Below are 16,432 nucleotides of genomic sequence, written 5' to 3' on the forward strand. Positions count from 1 at the left end.
CAATCCCGCCCGAGCCCCCCCCCCGCCCCGATCGGCCAGCGGCCGCGGGGGCGCCCCGCGGTGCGTAACACTAAATTCATAGCGGCGGAACCGCCCAGGCCCAGCAACCCTTTGGTACCCTAATATAAACCCCGCGCCCCCCGGCCTGGTCCCCGCGGCCCCGGGGCGGGCGCGGCCCGGTGAGCCCGGCCCCGGCGCGACCGTCCCGGGACCTGTTCCACAGGGTGGAGGTCGCGCGCCGGGTGGCGATCCGGCGACCGGTCCCTATCCGGGACCGCAGCAGCAGTACGGCACCCCGGGCGGACCGGCGGGCGACGACGCCACCGTTCAGATCGACCGCGGTGATCTGCGGCCCCCGATCGCCGGGCCGGCCGGGCGGTTCACCCGTGCCCCCGACCCGGAAACCGGCAGCCAGTCGGCGGTGCCCCAGCCGTCCGTCCCCGGACAGCCGGGCGGGTCGTCCACCGGTGGCACCGAGGCCGACGACGAGCAGGGCAAGGGCAAGCTCTGGAACAAGATGAAGGACAACCTGTTCGGCGCGCACGCCGTGCTGGGTGTCGCGGCTCTGGCGGCCGCCTCCGCCGGGGCGGTCGGCGGTGCCGCCCCCGCGCAGGCGCAGGTCGCGCCGCCCGGTGTCGTCAGTTCGACCGGGAAGAGCGTCGAGACCGTCGGCCCGGCCGACGCCGCGGGCTGTGTACCCATGCCGCGCGTGCAGCTGGAACCGCCCGGCGAGGCCGGGGCAGCGCCGGAGCGTCCGCTCTATGCCCGGGTACCGGTACCCGGGGCGGGCGAATCCGTGCCCGGCCGGGAAGCGCCGGAGGACGACGGCATCGAATGCGGCCGATCCGGTATCGACACGCTGCGCTATCTGGTGCCCGGCCGGCCGGGGGTCACCGACCCCGGTCCGCCGTTCGACATCTGAGCCGGTAGCGGCCGATTTCAGGGGTCACGGGCCGGCTGGTATCGTGGTCCGCTGGTGTGCGGAACACCGAGGCCCGGGTCTCAACCGGCCGCCGGGAACCCCTCGTCCGCGCATCTCGGCCGGCAGCATCGACGACAGACAGGGAAGCACTGTGCCTACGTACAGCCCGAAGGCGGGTGACGTGACCCGGCAGTGGTACGTCATCGACGCCACTGACGTAGTGCTCGGCCGTCTTGCCGTTCAGGCAGCGAATCTGCTGCGTGGCAAGCACAAGCCGACCTACGCTCCGCATATGGATGGTGGCGATTTCGTCGTCATCATCAACGCCGACAAGGTTGCCATCAGTGGCAACAAGCGCGACGGTAAGCGCATCTACCACCACTCCGGGCATCCCGGCGGCCTCAAGTCCCGCACTGTCGGTGAGGTGCTGGATACCCGCCCCGACCGCCTGGTGGAGAAGGCCGTGAAGGGCATGATCCCCAAGAACAAGCTCGGCAACGCCATCGCCGGCAAGCTGAAGGTGTACGCGGGCCCGAACCATCCGCACGCCGCCCAGCAGCCCGTTCCGTTCGAGATCAAGCAGGTGGCCCAGTGACCGCTCCCGAGGAATACACCGAATACGACGAAGCGGTCGTCGAAGACGCCGCCGCCGAGGTGCTGGACGAGGGCGTCGTCTACGACGACGACACCGAATTCGTCGAGTTCGCGGCCCCGCTGGACCGCCCCGTCCAGACCGTAGGCCGCCGTAAAGAGGCTGTGGTCCGGGTGCGTCTGGTGCCGGGTACCGGCAACTTCGTGCTGAACGGCCGCTCGATCGAGGACTACTTCCCGAACAAGGTGCACCAGCAGCTGGTGAAGTCCCCGCTGGTCACCGTCGAGCGCCTCGAATCGTTCGATGTGTTCGCGCGTCTGCACGGCGGCGGCCCCTCCGGGCAGGCGGGCGCGCTGCGCCTGGCCATCGCCCGTGCGCTGACCGTGGCCAACGCCGACGATCGTCCCGCGCTCAAGCGCGCCGGGTTCCTCACTCGTGACCCGCGTGCCACCGAGCGCAAGAAGTACGGCCTCAAGAAGGCCCGTAAAGCGCCGCAGTACTCGAAGCGCTGATATCACCGGTGCCGGTCGTCCGCTCACGGTATGTGGGCGGGCGGGCCGGTGTCGGTTCCGAGAGCAGGCAACCAGCCGGAGTCTGGTCGCCTGCTCTCGTGCTGTATCTACCGCGGTGCTCGCCGGCCGGCCGTCTCGACGGTGTTTCCGGCAGCGGCCGTCGCGCGCTGTGGACTCACTGACGAGGGGCAAGGTATGGGACGTTTGTTCGGCACCGACGGTGTACGCGGGCTGGCCAATGATTCGTTGAGCCCGGAGCTCGCGTTGCGCCTCGCGGGCGCGGCGGCGCAGGTTCTGGGGACCGAGATCCGGTCCGGTCGCCGCAAGGTCGCGGTGGTGGGCCGGGATCCGCGCGCGAGCGGTGAGATGCTGGAGGCCGCCGTCACCGCGGGGCTGTCCGCCGCCGGAATGGATGTGTTACCGGTCGGTGTCCTGCCGACTCCCGCCGTCGCCTATCTGACCGCGCTCCACGACGCGAGCCTCGGGGTGATGATCTCCGCCTCACACAATCCCATGCCAGACAACGGGATCAAGATCTTCGCGGCAGGCGGGCACAAGCTCGACGACGCCGTCGAAGACCGAATCGAGGCGGTGGCCGCATCCGGCGATTTCGTCCGGCCGACCGGCGCGGGTATCGGACGGGTGCTCGCCGCGCCGGGGTCGCGGCATCCCGGTTTCGATATGCCCGAATTCAGTCTCGAAGGCACCCATGAGCGCTATATCGAGCATCTCGTCGAGGTCACCGGCCGAGACCTGAACGGCCTGACCGTCGTCGTGGACTGCGCTCACGGCGCCGCGTCGGAGGTCGGTCCGGCCGCGTACCGGGAAGCCGGGGCACAGGTCATTCCGATCAACGCCGAGCCCGACGGCCTCAATATCAACGACGGCGTGGGCTCGACCCATATCGAGCAGGTGCAGCGCGCGGTCCGTGAACACGGTGCCGATCTGGGCCTGGCCCACGACGGCGACGCCGACCGCTGCCTGGCCGTGGACGCCGCCGGCGAACTCGTCGACGGTGACGCCATCATGGCGATCCTCGCTCTCGGTATGCACGAAGCCGGAACTCTTGCCGAGAACACCCTCGTCGCCACCGTGATGAGCAATCTGGGCCTGCATATCGCCATGCGTGACGCCGGAATCACCGTGCGCACCACCGGTGTCGGCGACCGCTATGTGCTCGAAGAACTCCGCAGCGGCGGTTTCACCCTCGGCGGCGAACAGTCCGGCCATGTGGTCTTCCCGCGGTTCGGCACCACCGGCGACGGTATTCTCACCGGCCTGCAGTTGATGGCCCGGATGGCCGCGACCGGAAAACGGCTGGCGGAGTTGGCGAATGTGGTGCAGAAGGTACCGCAGGTGCTGGTGAACGTGCCCGTCACCGACAAGGCGGCCGCTACCGGGGCCGCGGAGGTGCGTGCCGCGGTGCAGGAGGCCGAACGCGTGCTCGGCGAGTCCGGGCGGGTGCTGCTGCGCCCGAGCGGTACCGAACAGCTGGTACGGGTGATGGTGGAAGCCACCGATCCCGCGCAGGCCGAGGAAATCGCCGACGATATCGCCAAACGGGTAGCGGCCGTATAGGTCTCGACAGCCGTCAGCGCAGGGACCAGAGGAAACCGCTGAACAACACCAGGAATCCGCCGATCTCGCCCACCACGAGCGCGATCATGGTGCCCCTGAGCTGCCCGCCGATATCGCCGCGGAACTGATTGGTCGTGTCACGGCGGTATCCGTGCCACGCATAGGTCGCGATGGCACCGACGAAGAACGCGAGGACGATCGCGGCGGCCACCAGGTTCACCGCGGTCGGCCACCCGCTCAGTTCGGTGAACGTGGCCAGCAGCAGCCCCGCGAAGGCGTACATCAGGGCGGCGCGATGCGCTATATCGACGTATACGTGCGCCGCGCCGTCCGGTGAGGTGCGGATGCCATGGTATTTCCAGGTCCCCAATACCAGCGCCGACAGGAAGATGAGTCCGGTCACCACCAGGGTGAACCGGGTGTCCACGCCGAGCTGCGCCGAGAGGGTGCCCGGTGCGCTCATCGGTCCCACGGTGTCCTGCATCCCACTCCTGACCCGCGCGTGAACTGTTGCGGTGTTCCCCTTGTCTTGCCCGCGCGTTCGCTGCCCATCTTGCCCGAGCGTTCGCTGCCGACCGCGCGGCACCCATTGCAGCGGTCGACCGGCTCGGTACCCCGCGCGGCCGGCTGCGCCACGGCACCGAGGCGCGGCGACAGGTGCCTCGGCCAGGGGAAAGATAAGGCCGGAGAATATTCGCGGTCGCGATCATGATGTCTCGCCGTCGAACTCGGTCGGCATCTGCCCGGCGAGAGTGCGTCGCGGCGCGCGAAGTCCACAGTGCGCTCCGGTATTCGGGGTCGACCCTGAGCCCGGGTCGCCGGATATCAGGGTGCGTATCGGTATCGCTACCGATGCGCGCCCGTTCTACGGCGCGGACAGTGGAGTGTGTAGTCCCCGCTGTCGAAAGGACCGCCATGACCGCCCCCACACGCCGCTTCACTCGCTCCACCACCGACAAGTGGGTCGGCGGTGTCTGCGGCGGTATCGCCGAATACTTCGGCTGGAGCTCCGGAATCGTCCGCCTGCTCTTCGTCGTATCGTGCATCCTCCCCGGCCCGCAGTTCGTCGTCTACCTGGTGCTGTGGTTGATGATGCCCAAACGCTGACCGCGCACCGGAGGATCCGTCGGCTCCCCGTGAGCCGCTACCGAGCCCCGCTCCCGTATGGGAGCGGGGCTGCGCTGTATCGCCGGGGTCGCCCGGTTGCGCGCGGTACCGACTGTGGTTGCGCTGTACCTGCCGGATTCGAGCAAGTCTCCGGGGGCTGCGTTCCGATGCCCGGGATGGAAAGATAGGCCGAAACTCGTAGCGCCACCGATATGGAACTCAGGAGGACCCATGCCCGTATCCGGAGAGTTCCCAGGTCTCGGAATGCCGAGCTTCGACGCCACCTCATCGCTGGACGATCTCGGGCCGGTCGAGATGGAAAGCCCCACCCAGGACCTCGACGGCGACGGCATCCTCGACACCTTCACCACCACGAACTCCGACTCGATGAGCGTCTGGACCGACTCCGACCTCGACGGCTACGCCGACCAGCTCAGCGTGGTGGAAAACGACGGCGACTACGCTGCCTGGGAGTACCACCGCAACCCGGACGGGACCGGGGAATGGCGGCAGACGGATCAGGGGACTGTGGGGGAGTAAGCACGTACGAAACGTCCGGAGTCGGGGTGGAACCGGAACCGGGGCGGGCGCGTCGAATCAGTTGGCAACACAGCGCCGCAGGGCCGATCGGGGACCTCCCGGGAGGGGCGGGCAGGACGGAGGGGAGACCCATGAGTACGGGTGATCAGCCGGTCGGGATGGATGCGGACGCACTGGGGGTGATGGGAAACAGCTTCCGTACCAGTGCGGGGGTAATCAAGGGCCAAGCGGCCAAGGTAGCCGGAAATATTATCGGAAAAGCCCATGTAGGCGCCGCGTACGCAAAGGAAGGCGGTGAGCTGGAGTCGGGCCTCCGAGAAATCGAGAACTGGCTCAACGACTGGGCGGAGGCAACACAGCTCACCGGAGAGGCTATAGGCGATGACGTTGTCACGATCTCCAATGTCGATGACGAGAATGCGAGCGAGACCGATAAGGCGGCGAGCTGATTCCTATGCCTGTTGAGATCGAAGATTGCGTAGCATTCCCCACACCCGACTTGACCTGGCCGGTCATCAAGATGCTCGAGGAGGGTTCGAAAGCTCTGCTGTATTTCGAGTATTTCGGGCCTCGATACGACCGCTGGGTCGGCAGTCCGCCGGTCTTCATGAAAAGTTATTCGGACTTACACGAGTTGTTCTACGCGCAGAACGGGCTCGACGAGGAGAAGTTCCGAACGCTCTCGGGGGTTCTGGCCGATGTCATCGGGAATGCGAGAGCGCAACATGACGAATTGACCCGTCTAGCCCAGAACCTGCCGTCGATATGGTCTGGCCAGAGCGCCGCGAACGCGTCGATTATGGTCGCGGACCAGCTAGCTTATTCCGCTGGCGATATCGAGGTCGTCCAAAAGGTGAAGGAGCAACTGGAAAAGGCGCCCGACGCGCTGCGTCGGACTATTCTCCCCAAGGTGGAGATGCTTCCGGAGATACTCCAGACGCCGGATCATGTCACGCACGACCATAAAACTCCGGAGGATGTCGATTCCATAATTTCTGCGGCGCAGGGAATTGGGTGGACAAACAGTACGGAGAACTCTCTTCTGAGTAAGATTCAGAGGATATTTCCGAGTCTCAGTGATGGGACACTTTTTCTTGTTCCCGGGATCGGTGGTGATATTGAAGATCACTGCCGGGACTGGCTTGACAAGTTCAAGGGAAGCTATGAAGAAAAATTAAAGCATTTCATCGATACCTGTACCGCGGTAAATGAGGCTGTGCGGGGTGAATATCGTGTGATCATCGATCTGATGGGAAAGCTTTCGGAGCAGGCTTATCCCTGCCCCCAGGGTGTGCAGGAAACTCCGGGGACACCTCAGACCCCGTCCGGTACCCCGGCAGGAACCCCGTCCGGTACTCCTGCCGGGACCCCGTCAGGTACGCCCTCGGGGACTCCGACGGGCACAAATCCCACTACGGCCGGGGACCCTGGAACCACACCCAGCGGCGATAACCCACTTTCGGCGTTGACGGAGTTGGGCACACAGCTCGCTTCCTCGGGCCTCGGTACTCAGCTCGCCTCGGGGTTGAGTCAATTGGTGACTTCCGCGAACGAACAGATTACGAGCACCCTCGAGCAGTTACGCGAGCAAGCGGAGCAGGAAGTCGACCTCGACGGCGATGGACAGCCGGACGAGGACGCGGATGGTGACGGGAAGCCCGACGAACCAGGCGACACCGAACAAGACGGCCAGGACAAAGGTATCGAGCTGAACGGCAAGGAGTACAAGCTCGAAATGGGGCCTGATGGCCAATTGCGTCTTGTGGTGAGTGGTGAGGACGGCGAACCGCAGAACTACAAGTTGACTATCGGTGCGGACGGTACGCCAACACTTGTCCCCGAAGAATCACCCGGTGAAACCGACTCGGAAAACGGCGAGTCCGATACGGAGAATCCGGTCGGCACGGGCGTGCCGCCCGGTATTCCTGGCGTCCCCAAGGGGACGAACGGCGAGGATGGTGAACACCAGCCACAGGATTATCCGGCTCCCGCGGATGAGGAGGACCTCCCGCCCGCTGACGATCCGATGATCCAAGGTGGCGAGGAGACCGCAGCGGCACCACCCCCGCCACCGGCTCCCCCGGTAGATACCGGCGCCCAATTGGCCGAGGCCGGCCCGCTGTGACCAGGCGGCCACAACCGTCGTCGTGACGCAATGCCGTTCGAGGAGGATCGGAACCATGGTTTTTCGGGATGTCGACGAGATCGCCGAGGATGTGTATCGACGAAGTTCTGCCCGGCTCAGTGAGTTGCGCGCGGCAAACCAGCGGGTGGCTGCGGAGCTCGCGGCGTTGACGGAGCAGACGGCCGAAAAGATTCGCCAGACTGTCCAGCGAGCCGAGTACGAGACGCAAGAGGCAGGGCGCAGATCCGATGAGCAGGCTACGGCGCTAGATAATGAGCTGTCTGCGCCGGGGGAGACAGTTCAACCGGCTCTCGGTGACATGTACGACCAACGGGAAGCAATCGCTCGTTCGGCCGCGGCTCGTCGCTCGGGAACTGTTGTTACGCCGATCGACGACGACGGTGACGACGAGGCGGAGTACTACCGGCGCAGGAGCTGGTTGGTCTGAGCCCTTGCGGTGCCCTGGGCGCTCATACCGCCTTTGCCCACACCTCCTGTCCGCTGTCTACGGTGGTCGGCTCCCCAGTACCCGGCCAGGGGCCGCGATCGACGAGGCAACCTCGTCTACATTGCGGTACCTACGCCGGCCGCGCCGCAACCGTTCTACCTGCTGGACCCGGCATTTTCGACCCTACCGGTGACCGAGGCGGCAACGAGCGAGGTCGCCACAGCCAATAGCGGCGCGGCCGGGACATTGATGGTTCAGCGTCCGCGGGTTGGGTCGGAGGCTTGTGCGCTCTAGGTGACCGGTGTCGATGTGTTGTCGCGCTGGGCTTGCAGGAGCTGTGGGCGGTGTTTGCCGTCCTTGAACCAGCGGTGCGAGCCGGGCTTCTGCGCTTCGGTCGCCAGATGCTTGATACCGGCCTCGCAGGCGAATTCCTTGAGTTTCTTGCCCGCGAACCCGCTGAAGTACAGCCGCATTCCGGTTTCGTCCTTGTGGCCGAGCTGGTAGATCCCGGCTTCCCGGCCGAAGCTGAGGCACATGGCGGGGAAGGCGAGGTCGATCGGGGTGGGTTGTTCGCCCGCGATGCGGTGCAGCACGGTGTCGGCGGCGTGGGCGCCCAGGCAGTAGGCGGTGTAGGCGCTCATGCGGAACGGCAGGTCCGAGGGGGCCGATGAGTCGCCGGCCGCGACGATGCGGTTGTCGTCCACGCTGGTCAGGGTTTCGTCGGTGAGCAGACGGCCGGTGGCGTCGGTGCTCAACCCGCTGCGCCCGGCCAGATCCGGCACATCGAAACCTGCTGTCCAGATGGTGATCTCACTTGCGAGTGTCCGGCCGTTGCCGAGTTCGACGGCGTCCCGGGTGACCGCGGTGACCGTCGCATCGGGGCCTTCGATCACGGTTGCTCCCAGCCGGGCGAAGTATTTGCGGGCCGTGCGCCGAGCTTTCGGGTGCAGGTAGGCGCCGAGAACGCTGCCGCAGATCAAGGTGACCGCACGTCCCTGCTCGGCCAGCTCCGCGGCGGTTTCGATACCGGTCGGGCCGCCGCCGATCACTGTCACCGGCGCTGTCATGGGGATATCGAAAAGCGCCGACCGTAGCCGCTGCGCTGCCTCCAGCGTTGCCACGGGATAGGCGAATTCGGCCGCACCCGGCACTCGCGACACTGCGCCGGCGCTGCCCACCGCGTAGATCAGGTAGTCGTAGCCGATCGTGCCGCCGCCGGCCAGCGTCAGGCTGCGCTCGGCCGCATCGATCCGCGTGACACTGTCGACGACCAGCCGGACTCCCTCGGCCAGGACGGCCTGATAGTCGACGACCGCATCGTGGGTCCCGCCCACCAGCTGGTGCAACCGCAGTCGGGGAACGAAGACCTCGCGGGGATTGATCACGGTCACCGTCACGTCGTCGCGCTTGGTCAGGCGGTTGGCCGCCATCACTCCGGCATATCCGCCGCCGATCACCACCACATCGATGTTGTTGCTCACGGTGTCTCCTTCGTTTCGAGGGTTCGAAAACAAGACAGCGCAGCTTCGAAGATCCTGACAGTGTGTGAGTCAGATCACTTATTGTCTGTGGTTCATTCAGTAGTGAGGCGACCGTTCAGGGTCGTGATCAGTGGAGGACATCCGCGATCTTGCGGGCGGTGACCTTCGCGAGGTCGACGAAGAACGGCACCCGTTCGTCGATCATCAGCTCGAGGGGCCCGCGCAGCCCGAGAGCGAACCGGACCTGTCCCGGCTCCTCACCTATCGGTACGCCGATGGTCCGGAAGCCGTGCACGAGCTCTTCGTCGTTGAACGCGTACCCACGTTGCCGTGTGTGGGCGAGTTCCCGGCCGAGCTCCACCGGCCCCGCAATCGACCGTGCGGTGCCGGTGTCGTACGGCAACCGGGCCAGCTCGTCCTCGCCGGCCTGCGCCCAGGCCAGGAGTACCTTGCCGAGTGCGCTCGCGTGCAGGGGAAGCCGGAGGCCTTGTAGTTCATGACCCTCCGCCTCGCGCCAGCTGCTGGTCCCCAGCAGAACGGCATCGTTACCGTGCCGCGTCGCGATGGAGGCTTTTGCGCCGGTGATCGTCGCCAGCTCCTCGAGGTGCGGTTCGGCGAGGTGTATGCGGTGCTGTCGGTAGGCGATCTGGCCGTATTCGGCCAGTGCGGTACCCAATCGGTATCGGCTGGGCGAGTCCACCTTGTCGAGAAAGCCGGCCTCGACAAGTGCGGAGAGCAGGCGATGGGTAGTGCTCACCGGCAGGTTGAGTCGCCGGGCGATCTCGGAGACGCCGAGGTCTTCGCTGTCGCGGAAGCAGGCGAGGACGGACAGCGCACGCGCGACGGACTGCAGTTGTCCATGGGCCGAGGACGTGGGATCCACGTGGCGACGCTAGCACGGGATGCGCCTGCTCGATCAACAATCTTTCCGTTATACGGAAAGTGTGGTGCTGGATCGAAGCGGTTCCAAGGTTTCGGCGGTCGCCTGGAACTGGGAAATTACGCAGAACTGATGTCTTGCAGCGAACAAACATACATCCAGCTGTGGAGTCAAGCTTTCCGGTCAAAGGAAAGGTAAAGGTGGGCACCTCGATGGGAGCGGCATAGCTTTCTCGAGTACCCCGCCATCTTTCGACCAGGAGCCGACACCGATGCGTTCCCACCGCCGACTACCTCGAGTGCGCGCTGCCCTCGCGATCCTTCCCGTCGTTGCGTTGGTTGCCGCCGCCTGCGGTTCCGGCGGAAACCCGGACGAATCCGGAGCGGGTGGCGAACCCACCTTCATCCTCAAGGTCACCGACGAAGGAAACTCCGGACCGCTCGCGGTGGCGAAGCGGGACGGTACTTTCGACGAAGCACTCGCTCCGTTGGGTGCGAAGATCGAGTGGGTCGACGCGCCGCCTTCGTTCAGCGCGAACCTCAAATTGTTCAATGCCGGCGAACTGGACGTTTCCGGTGGCGCCTACAGCCCGGTGGTGGGTGCGCTGTCGAAGGATGTCGGCGTTCGGATCATCGCCGTCGCCGACCCTGTCGATCAGGATCAGGCCGGCATCATCGCCTCACCGGATTCGGGAATCAGAAAAGTCGAGGATCTCGTCGGCAAGCGGATCGCCGTCAACCCGGCCGGTAAAGGCGAGTACATCACGCTGAAAGCACTGGAGCAGGCCGGAATTCCGTTCGACCGGGTCGAGCGGGTGCCGCTGCAGATATCGGACGCCGCCTCCGCCTTCTCCACCGGGCAGGTCGACGCCTGGGCATCGTTCAACGATCCGTACGCGGAAGCCAAGGCCCGCGGGGCCGTCGAGATCGCGACCGAGGCCACCGTCGGCTCAACCGACAACACGATCGTCGCGTTCCGCACCGAGGTGCTCGAACAACGGCCCGATGTCGCCGCCAAGTACCTCGAGACGCTGCAGCAACTGGTCGAGCGTCAGCGGGCCGACCCGGAGGACTTCGAGAACGTATTCGAGAAGGCCGGGCCGCGCGCGCTGTCCGGTGAACGACTCGAGCGTGCGATAGACCTCGGCCGCCGGGCGTCGGTGCCGCACTATCCGACCGCCGAGGACGCCGCCGATCTGCAAGGAGTGGCGGATCTGTTCTACGAGAACGGTGTGATCACCCGAGCCGTCACCGCGGCGGATGTCTTCTATCCGCTCGAGGAAAAGCTCGCCGCCGCGGGAAATCAGCCCGCACCGACAACGGGGAAATGAGATGGCCATCGCGACGACACCGCCGGTGAAGGGCGGTCCCGGGCAGCGCCTCGCGCAATCCGGCCTGGAGGTGCCGCGATACCGGGCGGGCCGGCGCCGGCGCCGGTGGGTGTCGATCCCGCTGCGCTTCCTCGTCCCCGCCCTGCTCGTCACGGTGTGGTGGATCGGTTCGGCAACCGGTGTGATTCCCGAGGAGATCCTGGCCGGACCGCCGAAGGTGTGGACGGCTTTCGCGGAGTTGTACGAGACCGGACAGCTGGTCGACTACTCGATCGCCTCGTTCCATCGCGCCGCTCTCGGTGTGTTGTTCGGGGTCGTGACGGGGTTGGTCCTCGGCATCTTCTCGGGCTTGTCCAGCCTCGGTGAGGAACTCGTGGATTCCACGATGCAGATCAACCGAGCTGTTCCGTTCCTCGCGTTGGTTCCCCTTTTCATCGCCTGGTTCGGTATCGACGAGACGTTCAAGGTGCTGCTGATCGCGTTCGCCACCGTCGGGCCCATGTACGCCTACACCTATCTCGGGGTCCGCAATGTCGATCGCAAGGTGGTCGAAGCGGCGCGCAGCTTCGGTGCACGGGGGCCGCGCCTGGTGGTCGAGGTGATTCTTCCCTCGGCACTGCCCGGGGTGCTGATGGCGCTGCGGATATGCCTTTCCATCGCGATCACCGGCCTGATCGCGGCCGAACAGGTGGGAACCAGGGAAGGAATCGGATACCTGGTGACTCTCGCACAGGAGTACAACCGCACCGACTACATGGTGCTGTGTGTGGTGCTGTACGCGCTACTGGGCTTGATCTTCGACGGAACGGTCCGGATCATCGAGCGGTTCGCGATGCCGTGGCGTGCCCAGGTGGCCGCGCGATGAGCCCCGAAGCGCCTTTGCCACCGTTGTCCACGCGCACACCGAGCCCGGTGGCGGCGACCGCCCGCAGGGAAGGCGAACCGATCGCGGTGTCGATCACCGGCTTGCACAAGAAGTTCGGCGAGAAAACCGTTCTCGACGGAATCGACCTGGAGATCCGCCGCGGCGAGTTCGTCGTCCTGCTCGGCCCGTCCGGAACCGGAAAGACCACCCTGCTGCGGTTACTGACGGGCCTCGAAAAGCCGGACGGGGGAAAGATTCTCGTACCCGGCCGCCGGACAACCGTCTACCAGGAGCCGCGACTGATCCCGTCGAAGCGGGTTCTCGGCAACGTCACCATCGGGCAGCGGCGCACCGGCGAGGCGAAGGAGCGCGCGACCCGCGCACTGGCCGAGGTCAATCTCGACGGTAAGGCGCGTCAGTGGCCGGCGACGCTGTCGGGTGGCGAGGCGCAGCGGGTGGCGCTGGCCCGGGCGCTGGTTCGCGAACCGGAACTGCTGCTGCTCGACGAACCGTTCGCGGCGCTCGACGCACTGACCCGGCTGCAGATGCAGGACCTGGTCGGCGACCTCGTCGCCCGGCATCGTCCGGCGGTGCTCCTGGTGACCCATGATGTCGACGAAGCGGTCCGGCTGGCCGACCGGGTACTGATCCTCAACGAAGGCCGGTTCGCCGTCGATACCGATATCGACCTCGCCCGCCCCCGGGACCGCACCGATCCGGAGTCCCTGCGCTATCGCACGGCTTTCCTCGCCGAGCTGGGTGTCGGCCGGACAGCTTCCCCCACGACCACTTGAAGGAGCATGCGATGACCGCTGCAGCCGACACTGTCCTCGACACTCTCTGGTACACGCGTTGCCCGGTGCCCACCGCGAGCGGTTTGGCCCACAGTCTCGGCTGGCTGGGCGAGACCGCCGCCGCGGCGGGGATCGGTCTGGGTGTGTTGCAGGACGCCGGCCCCGAACTGGCACCGCGACACTTCGACCACCAGCTGCTGGGCTTGATCCGCGAGGGCGGCAATGTGCCCGCCCTCGCCGCCCGGGCCGAGGGCTCACCCACCAGGCTGATCGGCCTGACCTGGATCGACGAAGCGCAAGCGATCCTGGTGGCGCCCGATTCACCGGTTTCCGGACCGAAAGACCTGGCCGGGCTGCGGATCGCGGTTCCCGCATGGGCGCAGGACCGGGCCCGCAGCTTCCCCCGGGCGATGGCGCTGCACGGATTCGCGAGTGCGCTCGCGCTCGGTGGGCTGACCTTCGCGGACGTCCGGCCCGTCGAAGTGGCGGTCGAGCGCGACCCGCAGGTACGGGGCGAGAACGCCGGGGGTCGCAGAATCACCACCTGGGGTGTGGAGGCGCTGCTCGCCGGTGATGTCGACGCGATCTACGTCAAGGGCGCGCGCGCTCAGGAGGTCGCCCGCGAACACGGCCTGCGGACCGCGGTGGACCTGGACGCCACCGAATCGAGGCGTTCCCGCGTCAACAACGGCACCCCACGCCCGATCACCGTGCACACGGAACTGCTGGAGTCGCGTCCCGACCTGGTCGTCGGGTTCCTCACACAGACATTGCGGGCTGCGAACTGGGCCGCGGACCACCTCGACGAGGTCCGCACCGTACTCGCGCGGGAAACCTTCTCCGGCACGGCAGGAGTGGAGGCCGCGTACGGCGGCACCTTCCACCGTGGTCTGCATCCCACGCTGTCCGACGAGCGGATCGAACTGCTCGACGTTCAGAAAAGGTTCCTCTACACCCACGGCTTCCTCGCCACCGACTTCGACCTCGCGGCGTGGGTCGCCCCGGAGCCGCTGCAACAGGCGAGCGCGCAACTCGCCGCCGAACGAGAGGTGTCATCGTGACCGAGTTCCGCTGGGAACTGCCGGTTCGCGGGGACGGGCGGCATGTCGGCTCGGTCTCCGCCCACCGCGGCGGTTTCGATTTCCTCGATCAGGTGGTCCTCGCCGCTGAATTGTCCGGGCTCGACGGTGTCGTCGCCCCCTACGATCCGGAGGGGGAGGAGTCGTGGGTGGTCGCCGGCTCGGCCCTGCGACAGACTCGGCACCTGCGGGTCGGCGTCGAATTCCATCCCGCGTTCGGGACGCCCGTGTACGCGGCCAAACTGTCGGCGACCCTGCAACGACTTTCGAACGGCCGGCTCGACTGGCGGTTGCGCGTCGAAACCGATTCGCGCGACGCGGCAGCGCACGGTGATCGGGTCACCGGCGCCGACCGTTACCGGCGGGCCGCCGAATTCCTCACGGTCGCACGGGGTGTGTGGAACGAGGAACAGATACTGCCCGGCCGGTTCGGCGGCACCGGGTTCGAGTTCGCCGGCGAATATTACGACGTCGTCGACGGCGGATTCCGCGGCATTCTGTCCGGTCTGCCATTCCCCGGTGTCCACCTGTCGGGCAATTCGCCCGAGGCGATCGAACTGTCGGCCGGGCACGGCGATTTGCATGTGTTCGACGAGACCTCAGCGGGTGTAGACGACGCGGTGGCGACGTTGCGGAATGCGGCGAGCAAGGCCGGGCGCACCGTGCGCGCGGGCCTCGCCCTGCCGGTCATTGCGCGGGAGACCGCGGACGAGGCGTGGGCGCGGGTGCTGCGCCAGTGGCGTGAGGTTCGTCCGGCGGCGGCCGACGCCGAGATCCGGGCACTCGTACTCGACGGCTCGCGCTGGTCCGGCTTCGACCGTATCGGCTACACCCGTTCGATCGGTCTGGTCGGCAGCTACGAACAGGTGGCGCAGGCACTTTCGGACTACCGGGCGCGGGGCATCGAGATATTCGAGCTGACCGGGCAACCGCATATCGAGGAACTGCACCGAGCCGGCGAGCATCTGCTGCACCTCGTCGACCCGGCCGGCCGCACTCTCGCAGGACAGGAGAACCACGCGTGAGCACGGACTTCTACTGGCGCATCGGTATGGAGGGCGACCATGCGTCGCTGCGTACCCCACGTCGCTACAACCGCGGCCACGCAGGCGGCCACGGGCCGGGCAATATCGCGCCCGCGATCCGCGGCGGCAGGCTGGACGGATACAGCTATATCGACCATATGGCCGCAGTGGTGAAGGCGTCGGAGTCCGCGGGATTCGTCGGTGGGCTGTTGCCCTCCTTCCCGGTCACCGAAGACCCGTGGGCCACCGCGTCCGCGCTCGCCCGGGAAAGCGATACCTACCGTTTCATGGTGGCGTTCCAGCCCGGATTCCTGCATCCACTACAGGCCGCCCGGATGTCCGCGAGCCTGCAACGTGCCACCGGGGGACGCCTGGTCTACAACATCATCAGTGGCGGTGGTGGCGCACCGCAGTTGTGGTGGGGCGACAAAGTCCAGCACGACGACCGCTATGCGCGGACCTCGGAGTTCCTCGATGTTCTGCGGGGCGTGTGGGAGGGCACGCCCTTCGACTACGACGGGCGGTTCTTCCGGACCCACGGCGCGGCCCTGCCACCGAAATTGGCGGCACAGCCCTTCCCCGAGGTGTACTTCTCCGGGTCGTCCGGCGCCGCCGTGGACGCCGCGGGCAGACACTCCGACTACTACCTGTCCTGGCTCGAACCGTTCGCCGACCTGCGGGCGAAGTTCGACGGTGTCCGTGCGCACTCCGAGAAGTCGGGCCGCATACCGAAGTTCGCCGTCCGGATCGACATTGTCGCCAGGCATACCGAAGAGGCCGCGTGGGCGGAGATCGAGAAGGGCTGGGCGTTCGTGGACCGCGCGGCCGCCGACCGCGCCGCCCGAGGCGACTCCGTCGGTGCCGCCCGTATCAAAGGGTGGGTGCCGGAGAACATCACCGGCTACCGCGACCTGGAAGTCCAGCCCAACGTCTGGTGCGGATTCAGCCTGATCCGGGGCGGCCCGGCATTCGGAATCGTGGGTAGCTACGAGCAAACAGCCGAACGCCTCGACCAACTGATCGACCTCGGCGTGGACGCGTTCATCCTCGCCGGTAACCCCCACCTCGAAGAGGCCTACCGCGTGGGCGAAGAAGTGCTGCCGCTCCTCCGGCGCACCACTCCCACCCGGGTCCGCACCCTTTCCACCCGATAG

General features: G+C 66.6%; 18 protein-coding genes. 15 read left to right on the forward strand and 3 right to left on the reverse strand.

The genetic code is table 11. From position 1 onward, the window contains the following. Window positions 1–421 precede the first annotated feature (421 nt). From QH195_RS14700 to glmM, 4 genes are all read left to right on the forward strand, one after another. Complete coding sequence (locus QH195_RS14700) at window positions 422–922, forward strand: hypothetical protein (RefSeq protein ID WP_280435772.1); 501 nt, start codon at window positions 422–424, stop codon at window positions 920–922. Window positions 923–1,073: 151 nt separating this feature from the next. Next, the gene (rplM, locus tag QH195_RS14705; RefSeq protein WP_033243446.1) at window positions 1,074–1,517 is read left to right on the forward strand and encodes a 50S ribosomal protein L13; all 444 of its coding nucleotides are present in this window, start codon (window positions 1,074–1,076) and stop codon (window positions 1,515–1,517) included. Beyond that, window positions 1,514–2,026 (forward strand): 30S ribosomal protein S9, encoded by a 513-nt coding sequence (gene rpsI / locus QH195_RS14710; protein ID WP_280421602.1) that lies wholly within the window; start codon window positions 1,514–1,516, stop codon window positions 2,024–2,026. The genes rplM and rpsI overlap by 4 nt, the downstream gene beginning before the upstream one ends. Window positions 2,027–2,221: 195 nt before the next feature. After that, entirely contained in the window at window positions 2,222–3,604 is a 1,383-nt protein-coding gene (gene glmM / locus QH195_RS14715) for a phosphoglucosamine mutase (RefSeq protein ID WP_280435773.1), read from the forward strand. Between the two features lie 13 nt (window positions 3,605–3,617). Here the strand turns inward: glmM and QH195_RS14720 are convergent, their stop codons facing one another. Next, complete coding sequence (locus QH195_RS14720) at window positions 3,618–4,088, reverse strand: hypothetical protein (protein ID WP_280435774.1); 471 nt, start codon at window positions 4,086–4,088, stop codon at window positions 3,618–3,620. Between the two features lie 431 nt (window positions 4,089–4,519). Here QH195_RS14720 and QH195_RS14725 point away from each other — a divergent pair, with 431 nt between their 5' ends. The 5 genes from QH195_RS14725 (at window position 4,520) to QH195_RS14745 (ending at window position 7,824) form a co-directional block, all read left to right on the forward strand. Then, window positions 4,520–4,711: a PspC domain-containing protein gene (locus QH195_RS14725; protein ID WP_280421605.1), complete on the forward strand. Its 192-nt coding sequence runs from the start codon at window positions 4,520–4,522 to the stop codon at window positions 4,709–4,711. Window positions 4,712–4,942: 231 nt separating this feature from the next. After that, on the forward strand, window positions 4,943–5,251 hold the full coding sequence (locus tag QH195_RS14730) for a DUF6802 family protein (protein WP_280421606.1): 309 nt from the start codon (window positions 4,943–4,945) through the stop codon (window positions 5,249–5,251). A gap of 131 nt (window positions 5,252–5,382) precedes the next feature. After that, window positions 5,383–5,700, forward strand: coding sequence for a hypothetical protein (locus QH195_RS14735; protein WP_280421607.1), 318 nt, complete (start codon window positions 5,383–5,385; stop codon window positions 5,698–5,700). A gap of 5 nt (window positions 5,701–5,705) precedes the next feature. Further along, complete coding sequence (locus QH195_RS14740) at window positions 5,706–7,376, forward strand: hypothetical protein (protein ID WP_280435775.1); 1,671 nt, start codon at window positions 5,706–5,708, stop codon at window positions 7,374–7,376. A gap of 55 nt (window positions 7,377–7,431) precedes the next feature. Next, window positions 7,432–7,824: a hypothetical protein gene (locus QH195_RS14745; RefSeq protein WP_280435776.1), complete on the forward strand. Its 393-nt coding sequence runs from the start codon at window positions 7,432–7,434 to the stop codon at window positions 7,822–7,824. 290 nt (window positions 7,825–8,114) lie between these two features. On the opposite strand, the gene QH195_RS14750 is transcribed toward QH195_RS14745, so the two are convergent. After that, window positions 8,115–9,305 (reverse strand): NAD(P)/FAD-dependent oxidoreductase, encoded by a 1,191-nt coding sequence (locus QH195_RS14750; RefSeq protein WP_280435777.1) that lies wholly within the window; start codon window positions 9,303–9,305, stop codon window positions 8,115–8,117. Between the two features lie 127 nt (window positions 9,306–9,432). After that, entirely contained in the window at window positions 9,433–10,188 is a 756-nt protein-coding gene (locus QH195_RS14755) for an IclR family transcriptional regulator (RefSeq protein WP_280435778.1), read from the reverse strand. A 268-nt stretch (window positions 10,189–10,456) separates the two neighbouring features. On the opposite strand from QH195_RS14755, the gene QH195_RS14760 reads away from it, so the two are divergent. The 6 genes from QH195_RS14760 to QH195_RS14785 are packed head-to-tail and all read left to right on the forward strand — an operon-like array spanning window position 10,457 to window position 16,432. Then, window positions 10,457–11,515, forward strand: a complete 1,059-nt coding sequence (locus QH195_RS14760) for an NrtA/SsuA/CpmA family ABC transporter substrate-binding protein (RefSeq protein ID WP_280435779.1) — start codon at window positions 10,457–10,459, stop codon at window positions 11,513–11,515. Between the two features lies 1 nt (window position 11,516). Continuing rightward, window positions 11,517–12,380, forward strand: coding sequence for an ABC transporter permease (locus QH195_RS14765; protein ID WP_280435780.1), 864 nt, complete (start codon window positions 11,517–11,519; stop codon window positions 12,378–12,380). Next, window positions 12,377–13,174 carry an ABC transporter ATP-binding protein gene (locus QH195_RS14770; RefSeq protein WP_280435781.1) on the forward strand — a complete coding sequence of 266 codons (798 nt, stop codon included), beginning with the start codon at window positions 12,377–12,379 and terminating at the stop codon, window positions 13,172–13,174. Before QH195_RS14765 ends, QH195_RS14770 begins: the two co-directional genes overlap by 4 nt. Before the next feature lie 11 nt (window positions 13,175–13,185). Continuing rightward, a complete protein-coding gene (locus QH195_RS14775) occupies window positions 13,186–14,235 on the forward strand; it encodes an ABC transporter substrate-binding protein (RefSeq protein WP_280435782.1) in 1,050 nt (349 codons plus the stop codon). Further along, window positions 14,232–15,278 (forward strand): LLM class flavin-dependent oxidoreductase, encoded by a 1,047-nt coding sequence (locus tag QH195_RS14780; protein WP_280435783.1) that lies wholly within the window; start codon window positions 14,232–14,234, stop codon window positions 15,276–15,278. Before QH195_RS14775 ends, QH195_RS14780 begins: the two co-directional genes overlap by 4 nt. Next, on the forward strand, window positions 15,275–16,432 hold the full coding sequence (locus QH195_RS14785; protein WP_280435784.1) for an LLM class flavin-dependent oxidoreductase: 1,158 nt from the start codon (window positions 15,275–15,277) through the stop codon (window positions 16,430–16,432). Before QH195_RS14780 ends, QH195_RS14785 begins: the two co-directional genes overlap by 4 nt.

Origin of the sequence: Nocardia carnea (assembly GCF_029868855.1) — a bacterium.
In the GTDB taxonomy this organism is placed as follows: domain Bacteria; phylum Actinomycetota; class Actinomycetes; order Mycobacteriales; family Mycobacteriaceae; genus Nocardia; species Nocardia carnea_A.